General features: G+C 37.4%; 11 protein-coding genes and 1 tRNA gene. 5 read left to right on the top strand and 7 right to left on the bottom strand.

Going from position 1 to position 14,085, the window contains the following annotated elements:
- Positions 1 to 5 precede the first annotated feature (5 nt).
- Positions 6 to 1,115 carry a sensor histidine kinase gene (locus TEGAF0_RS03050; protein ID WP_264899957.1) on the top strand — a complete coding sequence of 370 codons (1,110 nt, stop codon included), beginning with the start codon at positions 6 to 8 and terminating at the stop codon, positions 1,113 to 1,115.
- Positions 1,116 to 1,117: 2 nt separating this feature from the next.
- On the opposite strand, the gene nhaA is transcribed toward TEGAF0_RS03050, so the two are convergent.
- From nhaA to TEGAF0_RS03030, 4 genes are read right to left on the bottom strand one after another with little or no spacing between them, the layout of a single operon-like run.
- Positions 1,118 to 2,296 (bottom strand): Na+/H+ antiporter NhaA, encoded by a 1,179-nt coding sequence (gene nhaA / locus TEGAF0_RS03045; protein ID WP_264899955.1) that lies wholly within the window; start codon positions 2,294 to 2,296, stop codon positions 1,118 to 1,120.
- 5 nt (positions 2,297 to 2,301) lie between these two features.
- A complete protein-coding gene (locus TEGAF0_RS03040; protein WP_264899954.1) occupies positions 2,302 to 3,948 on the bottom strand; it encodes an OstA-like protein in 1,647 nt (548 codons plus the stop codon).
- Positions 3,949 to 4,956, bottom strand: coding sequence for an MlaD family protein (locus tag TEGAF0_RS03035; protein ID WP_264899953.1), 1,008 nt, complete (start codon positions 4,954 to 4,956; stop codon positions 3,949 to 3,951). It abuts the gene before it with no gap.
- 58 nt (positions 4,957 to 5,014) lie between these two features.
- Positions 5,015 to 5,947, bottom strand: a complete 933-nt coding sequence (locus tag TEGAF0_RS03030) for an N-acetylmuramoyl-L-alanine amidase family protein (RefSeq protein WP_264899951.1) — start codon at positions 5,945 to 5,947, stop codon at positions 5,015 to 5,017.
- 73 nt (positions 5,948 to 6,020) lie between these two features.
- Between TEGAF0_RS03030 and TEGAF0_RS03025 the strand changes: the two genes are divergently transcribed.
- Positions 6,021 to 8,660 carry a putative LPS assembly protein LptD gene (locus TEGAF0_RS03025; RefSeq protein WP_264899949.1) on the top strand — a complete coding sequence of 880 codons (2,640 nt, stop codon included), beginning with the start codon at positions 6,021 to 6,023 and terminating at the stop codon, positions 8,658 to 8,660.
- A gap of 59 nt (positions 8,661 to 8,719) precedes the next feature.
- On the opposite strand, the gene TEGAF0_RS03020 is transcribed toward TEGAF0_RS03025, so the two are convergent.
- The 3 genes from TEGAF0_RS03020 to TEGAF0_RS03010 all read right to left on the bottom strand — a co-directional run bounded on the left by TEGAF0_RS03020 (position 8,720) and on the right by TEGAF0_RS03010 (position 10,260).
- Complete coding sequence (locus tag TEGAF0_RS03020) at positions 8,720 to 9,457, bottom strand: lysophospholipid acyltransferase family protein (protein WP_264899947.1); 738 nt, start codon at positions 9,455 to 9,457, stop codon at positions 8,720 to 8,722.
- Positions 9,458 to 9,466: 9 nt separating this feature from the next.
- A complete protein-coding gene (gene ung / locus TEGAF0_RS03015; RefSeq protein WP_264899945.1) occupies positions 9,467 to 10,141 on the bottom strand; it encodes a uracil-DNA glycosylase in 675 nt (224 codons plus the stop codon).
- Positions 10,142 to 10,186: 45 nt separating this feature from the next.
- Positions 10,187 to 10,260, bottom strand: a tRNA-Arg gene (locus TEGAF0_RS03010).
- A gap of 69 nt (positions 10,261 to 10,329) precedes the next feature.
- Between TEGAF0_RS03010 and hutH the strand changes: the two genes are divergently transcribed.
- Genes hutH through TEGAF0_RS02995 form a run of 3 tightly spaced genes read left to right on the top strand, consistent with a single transcriptional unit; the run spans position 10,330 to position 14,078 of the window.
- Positions 10,330 to 11,871 (top strand): histidine ammonia-lyase, encoded by a 1,542-nt coding sequence (gene hutH, locus TEGAF0_RS03005; RefSeq protein ID WP_264899943.1) that lies wholly within the window; start codon positions 10,330 to 10,332, stop codon positions 11,869 to 11,871.
- Between the two features lie 3 nt (positions 11,872 to 11,874).
- Positions 11,875 to 12,396 carry a hypothetical protein gene (locus TEGAF0_RS03000; protein WP_264899941.1) on the top strand — a complete coding sequence of 174 codons (522 nt, stop codon included), beginning with the start codon at positions 11,875 to 11,877 and terminating at the stop codon, positions 12,394 to 12,396.
- Between the two features lie 17 nt (positions 12,397 to 12,413).
- Positions 12,414 to 14,078, top strand: coding sequence for a glutamine--tRNA ligase/YqeY domain fusion protein (locus TEGAF0_RS02995; RefSeq protein ID WP_264899940.1), 1,665 nt, complete (start codon positions 12,414 to 12,416; stop codon positions 14,076 to 14,078).
- The last annotated feature ends 7 nt before the right edge of the window (positions 14,079 to 14,085 follow it).

The following is a 14,085-nucleotide window of genomic DNA, read 5'->3' as shown; positions in this document are numbered from 1 at the left end:
AAATTATGAGTCTTTTTCCTAACAATGAAAACTTCTTAATTTTATTAGTTGATGACCGCCCAGAAAATTTAATAGCCTTAGAGGAAATATTAGCTCAGCCTGGTAGATCATTTATAAAAGCAAATTCTGGTAATGAGGCATTAAAACTTGCCTTAAAGCATGAGAATATAGGTCTTGTTATGCTAGATGTTCAGATGCCTGAAATGGACGGATTTGAAGTGGCTAGAATGCTTCAATTGAATAAAAAAACCCAGCACCTATCTATCATTTTCGTAACAGCCATTAGCAAAGAAGAACAATTTGTATTGAAAGGATTTGAAGAAGGAGCAGTTGATTATTTACAAAAGCCATTAGATGTAAATATTACAAGGGCGAAAGTTAAAGTGTTTGAGCGATTGTATTTTGCTCAACTGAAATTAAAGCAGAGCTTATTGGAGACAGAACTAGTTAATAAACAACTTGAAAGATTTGTTTTCATTGTTTCACATGATTTAAAATCTCCCGTAGCAACCATTGCGATGCTTGCCGACATGATGCAAAAAGAAGAATTAGTAAAAAATGAACCAGAATTATTAGAAAACACTTCTATTATATACCATTCTGCCACACGTTTATCAGGTATGATAGAATCCATACTTGATTATTCTAGAAAAAGTCTGGATGAGCAAACAATTGAAGAAGTAAACAGCCTTGATTTGGTAAAAGACATTGTTACAATGCTACCTTTTAAACAAAACACAAAATTGAATATCGACGAAAATCTGCCTAGATTTCGTACCAGAAAAATTAAACTGCAGCAAGTTTTTCAAAATTTACTTTCCAATGCAATCAAATATACGAATCATCCAAATCCTGAAATTAGCGTAGGACTCTATTCAACCAATTCAGAGTTTTATACTTTTTATGTCAAAGATAATGGACAAGGTATTTCTAAACAGGATCAGAATAGAATATTCAAACTATTTGAAACCACGGATAACAAATCAAACGGAGAATCAAGTACTGGAGTAGGATTGAACTTGTTAAAAATGCTGGTGGAAGAACAAGGAGGTAAATTAAAGCTAGAAAGTTCCCCCGAAAAAGGCAGTACCTTTTATTTTGATTGGAGGAAATAATATTATTTTTTTATTGCCATCCAGGCATATCCAATCAACATGGAAAATACTGAACTTACCAAAACGGCTAACTTAGCAATATCTTGAGTTGTAATTTCAGAAAAAGCGAGCATTGAAATAAAGATGCTCATAGTAAAACCTATCCCAGCTAAAATACCAGCACCTATCATCTGGTGCCAATTGGTATGATTGGGTAATTGCGCCCATTTTTTCTTAATCATCCAAAAACAAGCTAAACAAATTCCCAATGGTTTACCAATGAATAATCCAGCAATAATACCAGCTGAAAAAGAGTTATTTAAAGCACCAATACCAGATTCTGGAAAAACAATCGCTGTGTTTGCTAATGCAAATACTGGCATAATCATGAAATAGACTGGAACGTGAAATTTGATTTCGAGTTCTGGAAGTTTATTTACCGGAATAGTAAAAGCAAACAAAACCCCTGCCACTGTTGCATGTATACCAGAATTAAATATGGTATACCATAAAAGAAGCCCCAGTATCCAGGTATACCATCCAATTTTTACTTTGTTTTTTTGAAGCGACAATAAAATCAGCATAATTAAGCCGCTTAGTAAAAGATAGAACAGTTTTAACTGACTCCCATAAAACAATGCAATTACCACAATAGCACCCAAATCATCTATTATCGCCAATGCCGTAATAAAGACTTTTAATGCAACAGGAACACGGTTTCCCAACAGGGAAGCAATTCCCAAAGTAAAAGCAATATCTGTAGCCATTGGAATTGCCCATCCACTTGTAAATTCGGATCCTCTGTTGAATTGTGTGTAAATCAATGCAGGTACAATCATTCCGCCAATAGCCGCGGCAACAGGTAAAATAGATTGCTTCATAGAAGCGAGTTCACCGGTTACCAATTCACGTTTAATTTCCATTCCAGCTAAAAAGAAAAATGCAGCCATTAATAAATCATTGATGACTACTAGAATTGAGTTGGGTAAATGAAACGGTCCCCACACAAAAGCATGCTCCTGCGTTCCATCAATACTTAATTGGAAAAAACGGATATATCCATTGGAGAATCCGGGTATGTTAGAAAGGATTAATGATAATAGGGTTGCTAGTAATAAAATAATACCAATTGAACGGCTATCATGAATAAATACTTTTAATGGGTCTATGATTATTTTTCTAACTATTTTTCTGGCAGCCATACATATTATTTAAAAATTAGCAGATCAAACTTGGATTTTGGTCTCAGATTTTCTAGCCATCTGAAGCCTCTGATTTTTAAATCTTCGTGATTGGTGTTTCGCATGGGATAGGTAGTTCCTTCAAGATTCCTTAGAAAAACAACTTTCTGTGGCTTACTTTCTTCAAAAAATACGTCAATAATATCTGCAGTAGATTTATTAACACCAATAAAATTTTTCTCTTCGTCCTGAGCATAATAAACGTTTTCAGCGTTGCCCTTTGCCCTCATATCTTGAATTTTACCATCAACAAAATTTGCATTAATGGTAGTCCCTTTTAATTGATTGTAATAATCTACACTATCCACTTTATTGATTGCCATACTATTTTCAAAAACATACAATCGTTCCGGTTTCTTGTTTTTGATAAAAAGATAAATGGTATCTCCGGTTATCTGATTATTCTGAGCCCAAACAACTGGTTTCTTGAATAAACGAAAGACGCTGTCCTTTAATGAGTAAAATAAACTATCGCCAGTTGCCTGAAGCGAATCTGAAAATATTTTTACATTATAGTATGCTTCAAAAAATTTGTCAGAACTATCTTCCTGATCTTTTGGAATGAGCTTGTTTTTTACAGATACGGAATCGTACCAGGATGACTCCCTAACCTGTGGAACAATACGCTTTTTTGTAAGATCAGTAAGTTTTGCTGAATAAAGTGTATCAGCAGTAATATAGATTGTGTCTGCCCCTTGTTTAATTAATAATAATGGTTTTTGGGTAGCCACCATTGAATTTGTTTTCTTATTGGTTCGGATATTATTGGCAATCATATCAAAACCCTGTGCAGTATCCTTGCTTTTATACACTGCATTTCCCCTGAATTCCCCCAAACCAGTTGAGTCATCAAAAGCCATGTCGTCTGCTGTGAAAATAGCGCTACTGTCCTCAATAACAGACCGCTTATATAATTCAGCCTTTTTGTTCTTCATATCATAAAAACCTTCCCTGGTTTTTATGGTTCTTTTATCCTTTATATTGTAGACAACAGTAGGAGAGGTGAAAGTAGCAATTTCTGTACTGGTATTATACTGAAGTGTATCCGAATTAATTTTATTATCCGGATCATTCATTATAACTTTCTTTTTAAAAATAACATCTTTCGTATCACCATAATAATACCCTTCTGTACTGGTAAGGGTTGATTTCTTATTTACGAGTTTCCCTCCTTTAAGATAGGTCCCGATTTTAACAGTAGCATCATACTCCAGTTCATCTGTTGTTAGCGTACCTTCTCCATCCGTCAATCTTACTTTTTTCTGCAAATATGCTTTTTTCTCCTTGCCAAGATATTTTAAATACTGAGCGTAGGTATGTATACTGTCTGCATCGTTAATGTGTACATTGCCGAATGCTTCCAATATATTCAGTTGCCTGTTCAAAACAGCACTGTCGGCATAAAAAATTACTTTATCCTGCTTCACAATAACATTACCTACGAGTGAAACAAACTCATTTAGTGAGTCCAATTTCTGGTAGTTGTATTTTAAAGCAGATAAAATATCAATTTTTTTTCCATCAGGTGCAAGTGAATCAGAGGGAAGCCTTTGTGCTAATAAATTGCCGCACAAACAAGTGATGCTTGTCAAAAGTATTAGCCAGCTTTTCATTTACTGATTTGCTTTAAGAGTATCAGCCAATGGTTTCATTAAAGGACCTGTCTTATCCTTTTTCCCAAATACAGAAATATTCACATAACGTTTGGGGTGCACCCTTAAATCATCAACGAGAATGTTCGCACTTTTAATGGTATTATTCAGATTATTGTAAAGACTGGGGTCATTAAGCAATTTACCCATACTGCCCTGATCTGAATTTATTTTTTCTACCACAGTATTTAAATTGGCAACTGCGGTTTTTAATTGATTTACAGATCCTGCCAAATCAGTCTTAGCTAAGTTGTCGGATGCTTTAGCAACATTTCCCAGAGTTTGCGTAATCTTCTCATTGTTTTCCGACAAATTCTTAGTAAACTTATTCACGTTATTCATACTCTGAGCTATACTACCCGTTTGTTGATTCAACATTTGCTGCAAAGAAGCGGAAGAAGCAACCAAACTTTCAGTAGTCTTATTAACATTGGCAATAACAGCCTGCAGATTGTTTTTGGTTGCAGGATCAAAGATAGTATTGATATTTTTTAGTACTTCATCCAGCGTTTGAATTGTTTTCTCCAATTGAGCTGTAACAGGGGTAACTTTATCTATGATACCACTAAGCATGCCTTTTGATTCTGCGGTCTGTAATGTGTCCCCTTGTTGCAAATAAGTTTTTTGATCGCCCAATTGTATGTCAATACTGGGAGTTCCAAGTGGATTCTCGCGAATAACAGCAACAGAATTTACAGGTATATTATAAGCATCAGTTAATTTAATGGAAACAATTATGGATGCAATATTCGGATCAGCATTTTCAATATCAGCAACAGCGCCAACCTGAAAACCTTTTACAAATACCGGATTTGAAATTTTGATACCCTTAGTTTCAGAATATACTGCATATAAATAATTACCCGTTTTCAGAAGCGTTTTCCCTTTCAGAAAGTTAAAACTTAGAATAAGTAGCGTTATTGCTACTGCTGTTAGTGCACCAACCTTGGTTTCATTCGATACAGTCATTGAATAGGTTTATTTATGGCTGGTACAAATTTAAGGTACTTAAGCCGTTTACCGAATATTACCTGTTGCCAGTAGTGGTCAGCTGCTTTTCCAGAGAAAACTTGTATCGTTTTACTGCCTTAATGATGACTTCACATATCTCACGCTGGCCATCCTCACTATTTAAATAATCTTCTTCTTCTGGGTTAGAAATAAATCCTGTTTCAACTAATACGGCAGGCATATTCACAGCATGTAGCACAAAAATCCCTTCATTTCGCTGTTTGGCTTCCCGGCTGATTCTACCAACTTTTTTGAACTCATCTTCAATCGTAAGGGCTAAATCGGCACTTCTCTGAAAATAGGTTTGCGTTTTCATGCTTAATAACATCATTTTGGCCGGATCGTTTTGCTCAAATAGTTTTCTTTCCTGCTCTGTTGCACTGTCCATAGCAAAATCGTCTCCTTGACTAAGCGCCTTCATTCTACCGCTAGTTTTATTAACATTGTAGATGAATGTTTCTGTACCTTTTGCCGGATTAGGAGTGTACCAGGTTCTGTAATCTTTTACTTTTTTGGTGTATTTCTTTTTTTTCTTCCCCTTGCCTTTATATGCAGTTACCGTTTTGTACCCAATAAATTCGGTTTGCTTAATGGGCCTGGCACTGTTTACGTGAATACATAAAAACAAATCCCCTTTAGCCTGATTGGCAATTTCCGCTTTTCTTACAACGTCATCATAAATATCTGTAGTTCTTGTCATGATGACATCAACATCTGGAATTTCCTGACGCATCATTTTTTCTAACTTCAATGAAATAGCAAGACATAAATCTTTTTCTGTAGAGTATCTTCCCTTTGCCCCAACATCTGTTCCACCGTGACCTGCATCAATCACAATTCTTCTGAGGGGTTGTTTTTGCTGGGTTCCTGGTTTGTTCTCTGTAAACGAAGTGAACAGAAGAAAAGAAAAAACTAAGCAGAACCAAGCAGCAATATATCTTTTAATCATATCATTTTCATTAAGGAATCAGACTTAAAATTCCATTTACACAGTTTTAGACCTTAATTTTGTCAATAGCACCATGAACAGAATAAGTAAAATTAACGTAAAATCAAGGCTGGCTATTGTTCTGTTCCTTTTTTTAGGGATATTCCTTGGTTTATCCACAGAAATGGACGCTCAAACTATTTCGAAGGGAAATACGCAAACCCTTAAGGATACTGCATCTAAGAAAAATCTGCAAGACAGCATTAAGATTAAAACTGATACGTTAAAAATTTCCAAAGATTCTATTGATGCTCCAATCAAATACAATGCTGAAGACTCTGGTGTTCTAGTAATCTCAACCAGGGAATTCTTTTTATACGGGAAGGCAAAAGTGGATTATTCAGACCTGAAATTAGATGCTGCAACCATTAAGTACGACCAGCGCAGTCAGATGGTACAGGCGTATGGTTCCAAAGACTCATCTGGAAAGCCTGACAGTAAGCCTCAATTCATTCAGGGAGAAATGAAATCGATCAGCGATACAATTTTCTATAACATGAAGTCGGGCAAGGGGTTAACCAAAAATACATTTTTTCAGGAGGGCGAGATATATGTGAATGCAATCGACTTAAAAAAAATCAGTACCACCGAAGTGTATGCAAGAAGGGCTCGTTTTACCACATGTAATCTGGACGTTCCCCACTACAATTTCAGGACTAGTAAAATGAAAATCATTAATAATAAGATGGGAATTGCCGGCCCTTCCTTTCCTGAATTTGAAGGGGTACCCATGCCCATTGGAATTCCATTTGGCATATTTCCGTTAAATAAGGGTAGGCATGGAGGATTACTACCACCTGCTTTTACAGGAAGTCCTGATTTCGGTTTAGGTTTGGAAGGGTTGGGATATTATTTTGTTTTGAGTGAAAAAATGGATGTGACATTACGATCTAATTTATACTCATTTGGCGGCTGGAACTTAAATATTAATTCTAAGTATATAAAGCGTTATGCTTACACAGGAAATCTTAATATTACGATACAGAATACAAAGACTCTAAACAGAAGTACAACCAGCAAAGACGAATTCAACACAACCCGTTCCTTCATGATTAACTGGTCTCACAGCAGAGACTCCAGAGCCAGACCGGGAACCACTTTTTCTGCAAACGTGAATTTTGGTAGCAGCCGGTTTAACAGAACCATTTTGAATAACCCGTTTGTCAATTTTCAAAACCAGTTAAGTTCTTCCATTAGTTATAGCAAAGATTGGAAAGGAAAATACAATCTGTCTGTTAACCTAAATCATAACCAGAACAACAATTTGCGTTTGGTAAATATGAATCTGCCTACGGTCAATTTTAACGTAGTTACTTTTTATCCATTCCAGCAAAAAGATCAGGTAGGTGCGGGTAGATGGTATGAAAAAATTGGCATTGGCTATAGCGGTAACTTTCAAAACCAAATCTCATTCTATGACACCGCATTCAGTTTGAGAAGAATACTGGATACGCTTCAATACGGAGCGCAACACAGTATCCCCATTACACTGTCATTGCCTTCTTTGGGTCCCATTACACTTGCTCCCAGTGTATCTTATTCGGAGAGATGGTATGGACAGCGCAATTTCAGATCATGGAATAATACAACCAATAAAGTAGATACAGTTATTCAACGAGGTTTTTATGCAGCAAGACAAATGAGTTTTGGTTTGGCTGCTAATACTAGAATTTTTGGTACCTATAAATTCAAACCAAGCAGCAATATCATTGCCATCAGACATGAAATAAGGCCCACCTTATCTATTAATTATCAGCCTGATATGAATGCCAAATACTATTATAATTTAAAGGTTGACACTAGTAATAGAACGGTTAGGGTTTCACAGTTTGACGGGGGAATTCTGGGAGCATTTGGTGAAGGGGCATTCGGTGGAATTGGTTTTGGAATAGACAACCTGCTTGAGATGAAAACCAAAAACAAACAGGATAGTTCCGATAAGGCAGGCAAAAAAGTAAAATTGATTGATGGATTTGGTTTTAGTTCCAATTACAATTTTCTGGCAGATAGTTTTCAGTTAGGTAATTTTAATTTTTATGCCAGAAGCACTTTGTTTGAAAAAGTTAATATCACAGCCAGTGCCAACTTAGATCCTTATGACGTAGACAACAGAGGATTCAGACAAAAGCAAATTTTATGGGATCCATCCAAATTCAAGTTTGGTAGAATTACCAGTGGTAATGTTGCAGTTTCTACTTCGTTCAGAAGCAAATCAAAGGATGGAAAAGACGAAAAAAAAGAAATCCCTGTTGATCCATTCATGACTCCTGATGAACAGCAAAGACAACTGCAATTTGCAAGGGCCAATCCTGCGGAGTTTACAGACTTTAATATACCCTGGAATGTGTCGATAGCCTATTCGTTTAATTTTACGCGTGTATTAAAGCCTGACTACAGCGGATTTATCACACAGACATTTTCAACATTTAATTTTAATGGAGATTTTAGTCTTACAGATAAATGGAAAGTTGGCGCAACAGGCTTCTATGATATTACTCGCGGAAATCTACAGCAGTTGAGTACTTTTATCACCCGTGAAATGCATTGCTGGCAATTGTCTATTAACGTAACCCCCGTTGGTCTTTTCCGTTCCTTCAACATTACAGTAAGTCCTAAATCTGGTATTCTCAGAGATTTAAGGATCAACAGAAGCCGCACTTTTTCAAGTTTGTAAAGAAACAACTTAGAATAAATTTTATAAGTGGTTTTGCGTAAGGTTAATGCTTCTCAATTTTAATCCTGGTGTTTCACATAATAGGCTGCCATCGTATTAAATGTCTCTTCCTTTAATTCTTCTGCAGAACGGTTGCCAACCTCAATGGGTTGCAGAAAATGTAGACCAAGCTTGTGAGGCATCAGATAAAAGAATCGGTTAGCTGGTAATGCTTTTTTCGTATTTAATATTACAGCCGGGATTATAGGGTAGCCAGATTCAGCTGCCAATTTAAACGCTCCATCATAGAAGCGTTTCAGTGGTTCCTGCGTTCTGTTGCGGGTTCCTTCTGGATAAATACACATGTGGAATCCCTTCTCCAGTGCAGCTTTCATCAGTTCATAACTTTTCCTTCTGCTTGCATCACTTTTGCGATCTACTATAACTGAACCTCTTTCATAGTACCAGCCAAAAATCGGAATTTTCGTAAATTCCTTTTTAGCAATGGTTTGATTGGGGCCGGGGATATATGGAGAAGAAAGAGGAATATCCAGCAGCGAATTGTGGTTGCAGGTTACAATATAGGGTTGACCTTTCTTAAAGTGAAATTTACCCCGCACTGTTACTGGACATCCAATTAAAAACAACCAGGTATTCATCCAAACCTTAGCCAATTGAATGAAATAACTCATGCCTTTGGGATCTGGAATCAATGCTGTTAGCAGAGAAGGTATAATGATGATAAGAAAGGTGGCAACAAAAGTTGTGAGCCCCCATAAAGCCCAGATTCTTCCAAATATTGATTTAATTATTTTCATGTTTTTATATTAAGGCAATTGCCAGTCAATGGGATCCAATCCCTGCTGAACCAGCAGTTCATTGGTCTTACTAAAATGTTTACATCCAAAGAACCCTTTATCTGCACTAAACGGAGAGGGGTGGGCTGCTTTCAGTACGTAATTTTTTGTTTCATCTATCAGTGCCTGTTTTTCCTGTGCAAACTTTCCCCAAAGTAAAAATATCACCCCCTGTTTTTCAGATGAGATTTTCCTTATTACTGCATCAGTAAAATCCATCCATCCAATTTTAGCATGGCTGGCCGGTTCATTGGCCCTAACCGTTAAAACGGCATTTAAAAGTAGAACACCCTGTTTAGCCCAGGCACTAAGGTTCCCTGTACTGGGCATTGGCATTCCGATATCCTGGTGCAACTCTTTGAATATATTTAACAGTGAAGGCGGCGGTTTTACTCCCTCTGGTACCGAAAAACTTAAACCATGTGCTTGACCTGGCCCATGATAGGGATCCTGCCCCAGGATAACTACTTTCAAAGTTTGAAAGGGGGTGCTGTTAAAAGCGTTGAATATCAAAGGCCCGGGAGGGTAAATAACAGCTTTTGTGGCTTTCTCTGTTCGCAAATGAAGTGCTAACTTCTGAAAGAAAGGTTTTTCAAACTCTTTGGAGAGCAATTCTTTCCAGCCTTCTTCCATTTGAACATTCATAAGGCAAAGTAATAAAAAAAGCCCCAAGTATCCTTGAGGCTTTCGTGATTCGGATTGGATTCGAACCAATGACCTACTGCTTAGAAGGCAGTTGCTCTATCCAGCTGAGCTACCGAACCAGTTTTGGAGGTGCAAAATAAAGGATTTTTTTTTACTAAATCAAACTGCATTTCAAATTGGGCAGATAAATGCTAAATCAGTTTACTTTGCAGCAAACGATTGCCTTCATGAGCTATAACTACCTTCCATTGGACAGCAAACCGCTGAATTTTCAGCAAATAAAACATTTACTAGACTTTGACCAGCAGGTTTCCATCACATTTGATGCTCATGAAAAGGTACTTGCCTGCAGAAGCTATGTTGATGAAAAAATGAAGGCTTCTGAATCCAAATATTACGGAGTAAATACTGGTTTTGGCTATCTGCAGAATGTACAAATCAGTACCGATCAGATTGAACAGCTGCAATACAACCTGATAGTATCACATGCCTGCGGATTGGGTGAAGAAGTACCCGAACCTATCGTAAAACTCATGATGATGCTGAAAATTAAGCAACTGAGTTATGGAAAAAGCGGAGTAAGTATCAACACGGTTATCCGATTGATGGACATGTACAATCATCAGATTATTCCGGTTATCTATACACAGGGATCATTGGGCGCATCCGGTGACCTGGCCCCTTTAAGTCATATGAGTCTGCCATTACTAGGTTTGGGTGAAGTGAATTATAAGGGAAAGAGAATGACTTCAGCAGAAGCCCTTGCCATTATGAATTGGGAGCCCATTCATTTACAGAGTAAAGAAGGGCTAGCATTGATTAATGGAACTCAGTTTATGAATGCCTATGGATTGTATTGCTTAAAAAAAGCGGAACATTTATTAAAAATGGCCGACCTGATTGCAGCTTTATCAATAGACGCATTCGCTTGTGTTATCGAGCCATTTCACGAAGCAATACATGCAATAAGAGGACACAAGGGGCAAAAAGCTACAGCTGAAAAAATCAGACAATATCTGAATGGCAGTTCCATTGTCTCTCAGCCGAAATCACAGGTACAGGATCCTTATTCTTTCCGGTGTATTCCGCAGGTTCACGGAGCAAGCAAGGATGCATTTGACCATATACTTTCTGTATTCATGCAGGAAGTGAATGCCGTAACCGACAACCCGAATGTTTTCCCTGAATTAGATCTGATTTTAAGTGGGGGGAATTTTCATGGCCAGCCACTTGCTATTAATCTGGATTATTTGTGTATTGCCATGAGTGAAATGGCCAGTATCTCTGAAAGAAGAACCTATCAGTTAATATCAGGTCAGCGCAGTCTGCCGCTTTTTTTGGTGAAAAACGCAGGATTAAATTCCGGGTTTATGATTCCTCAATACACTGCTGCAGGAATTGTTAGCGAAAATAAACAGCTTTGTACCCCCTCTTCCGTAGACAGTATATCTAGCTCTAATAATCAGGAAGACCATGTTAGCATGGGGGCCAATGCGGCAACCAAGTGTTTTCGCTTAATACAAAACGTAGAGAAAGTACTGGCCATTGAATTAATGACTGCGGCTCAGGCAATGGATTTCCGAAGACCGGCAACCACTTCACCTATACTCGAAATTTTAATAAAGGAATACAGGGAATTAGTTTCTTTTAATGATGCGGATAGAATTTTACATACTGACATGGTAAAATCAATTAATTTTATCGCCCGTTATGAAACCGGGAAATTGTAGATTATGAAAAGAATACTTTTAGCATTTGTTGTATTTGCTTTCGCGCAAATGTCCTATGGACAAAATGTTTCGCAAAAATTATCTGAAAAGGTAACTGTAGTATTCCCGGCTAAGCCAGGTGAGAAATCTGCCAATGGTGCAACCATTTATTTTGCGTCAGATAAAGACAGCACAAAATCTTATGGAGCATTGGTTTTCGATTTAAGTGCCATGGGTCTAATGGGGGATCCGATTGAAATGATGGGTGAGGGATTCTGGGAACAATTGAAAGCAGGCATGAGCAGTCAGATGGCAGGAGCTAGTATCAGCAAAGACATGATTACAAAATTCAAGGACAAGAACAGCCTTTATATTGAAATTGACGGAACCAATTCATCTGATGAAAACCTCAAAGGCAAAAAGGCATTTGGATATATATTCTTTATGGGACCTGTTTTACACCAGGTATTGTATTACTCTACTAATAAAGATGCCAAAGCATCGGATGCACAGGTTTTTTTTGACAGTGTTGAAATAGGAAAATAATTAAGAAAAGACAAGGAATGAGCAGCGAAGAGAAGAGTTTAAACTTTATAGAAGAAATTATTGAAGCTGATTTAGCCAGCGGGAAACATTCATCCATTACCACCCGTTTCCCCCCTGAGCCGAACGGATACTTGCATATTGGACACGCAAAGAGCATTGTACTGAATTTTGGTCTTGCATTAAAATATGGTGGATCTACAAATTTGAGATTTGACGATACCAATCCTGTAACAGAAGATACCGAATACGTAGAAAGCATCAAAAATGATGTTAAATGGTTGGGATTTAACTGGGCTCAAGAATTATATGCTTCCGATTATTTTGATCAGCTTTATGCAATGGCCTTACAATTAATAGATAAAGGCCTGGCTTATGTGGATGATAGCACCAGTGAAGAAATTGCGGCACAAAAAGGAACACCTACAACACCCGGAACCAGGAACATTTATGCACAAAGAACACCCGAAGAAAACAGGTCTTTGTTTGAAGCAATGAAAGCTGGAAATTTTCCAGACGGGTCAAAAGTGCTGCGAGTTAAAATAGATATGACTTCTCCCAATATGTTATTGAGAGATCCGATTATTTACAGAATTAAACACGCAAAACATCACAGAACAGGCGATAAATGGTGCATTTATCCCATGTATGATTTTGCACATGGACAAAGTGATTCCATTGAAAAAATAACACACTCTATTTGTACGCTTGAATTTGTACCACACCGGCCCTTATATGATTGGTGCATTGAAAATCTGAATACATTTCCATCAAAACAATACGAATTCGCACGCTTAAACATGACATATACAGTTATGAGTAAGCGTAAACTATTGCAATTGGTAAATGAAAAAATGGTAAACGGTTGGGATGACCCAAGAATGAGTACCATCAGTGGAATGCGCAGAAGAGGATATCCTGCAGCAGCCATCCGTGAATTTTGTGACAGGATAGGAGTTGCCAAAAGAGATAACCTGATTGATGTGGGATTGCTGGAATTCTGTGTAAGAGAAGAACTTAATAAAACTGCACAGCGAAGAATGGTGGTTTTTGATCCCATCAAAGTAATCATAACCAATTACTCGCAAGATGCCGAGGAGTTGACCAGTGAAAACAATCCTGAAGACTCGAATGGTGGAGTTAGAATAGTTCCTTTCAGTAAAGAAATCTGGATTGAAAGAGAAGATTTTATGGAAAATCCACCAAAGAAATATTTCAGATTGGCACCTGGACAGATGGTACGTTTAAAAAGCGCCTATATCATCAAATGCGAGGAAGTCATTAAAGATGATCAGGGAAATATTACCGCCTTACATTGTACTTATATACCAGAAAGCAAAAGCGGATCGGATACTTCCGGAATTCACGTAAAAGGCACCCTGCATTGGGTTAGCGCTGCACATGCTATTCAGGCGGAAGTAAGATTATATGATCGTCTGTTTAAAGTAGAAGATGTGGCTAATGCTGAAGGTGATTTCAAAGACCATATTAATCCAGATTCGCTTCAAATTATTTCTGGTGCCTATGCTGAACCAGCATTAGCAGAAGACCCTTCAGGACTGGCATTTCAATTTTTAAGAAAGGGCTATTTCGTGCAGGATCCAGACAGCAATAAATCCAAACTTGTCTTTAATAGAACGGTTACATTAAAAGATGCCTGGGCTAAAGAGGTCAAAAAAGGATAAGCATTAT

It is taken from the genome of Sediminibacterium sp. TEGAF015 (genome assembly GCF_025997995.1).
Taxonomy (GTDB): Bacteria; Bacteroidota; Bacteroidia; order Chitinophagales; family Chitinophagaceae; genus Sediminibacterium.
Note: the sequence above shows the minus strand (reverse complement) of the source record. Positions and strands in the feature narration are given on the sequence as shown.

What these genes read in the sequence shown, in the direction of transcription:
- TEGAF0_RS03020 (WP_264899947.1), bottom strand. Translation starts at nt 9,457, where the DNA reads ATGAAAATAATTAAATCAATATTTGGAAGAATCTGGGCTTTATGGGGG.
- TEGAF0_RS03050 (WP_264899957.1), top strand. Translation starts at nt 6, where the DNA reads ATGAGTCTTTTTCCTAACAATGAAAACTTCTTAATTTTATTAGTTGAT.
- TEGAF0_RS03035 (WP_264899953.1), bottom strand. Translation starts at nt 4,956, where the DNA reads ATGACTGTATCGAATGAAACCAAGGTTGGTGCACTAACAGCAGTAGCA.
- TEGAF0_RS03000 (WP_264899941.1), top strand. Translation starts at nt 11,875, where the DNA reads ATGAAAAGAATACTTTTAGCATTTGTTGTATTTGCTTTCGCGCAAATG.
- TEGAF0_RS03040 (WP_264899954.1), bottom strand. Translation starts at nt 3,948, where the DNA reads ATGAAAAGCTGGCTAATACTTTTGACAAGCATCACTTGTTTGTGCGGC.
- hutH (WP_264899943.1), top strand. Translation starts at nt 10,330, where the DNA reads ATGCTAAATCAGTTTACTTTGCAGCAAACGATTGCCTTCATGAGCTAT.
- TEGAF0_RS03025 (WP_264899949.1), top strand. Translation starts at nt 6,021, where the DNA reads ATGAACAGAATAAGTAAAATTAACGTAAAATCAAGGCTGGCTATTGTT.
- nhaA (WP_264899955.1), bottom strand. Translation starts at nt 2,296, where the DNA reads ATGGCTGCCAGAAAAATAGTTAGAAAAATAATCATAGACCCATTAAAA.
- TEGAF0_RS03030 (WP_264899951.1), bottom strand. Translation starts at nt 5,947, where the DNA reads ATGATTAAAAGATATATTGCTGCTTGGTTCTGCTTAGTTTTTTCTTTT.
- ung (WP_264899945.1), bottom strand. Translation starts at nt 10,141, where the DNA reads ATGAATGTTCAAATGGAAGAAGGCTGGAAAGAATTGCTCTCCAAAGAG.
- TEGAF0_RS02995 (WP_264899940.1), top strand. Translation starts at nt 12,414, where the DNA reads ATGAGCAGCGAAGAGAAGAGTTTAAACTTTATAGAAGAAATTATTGAA.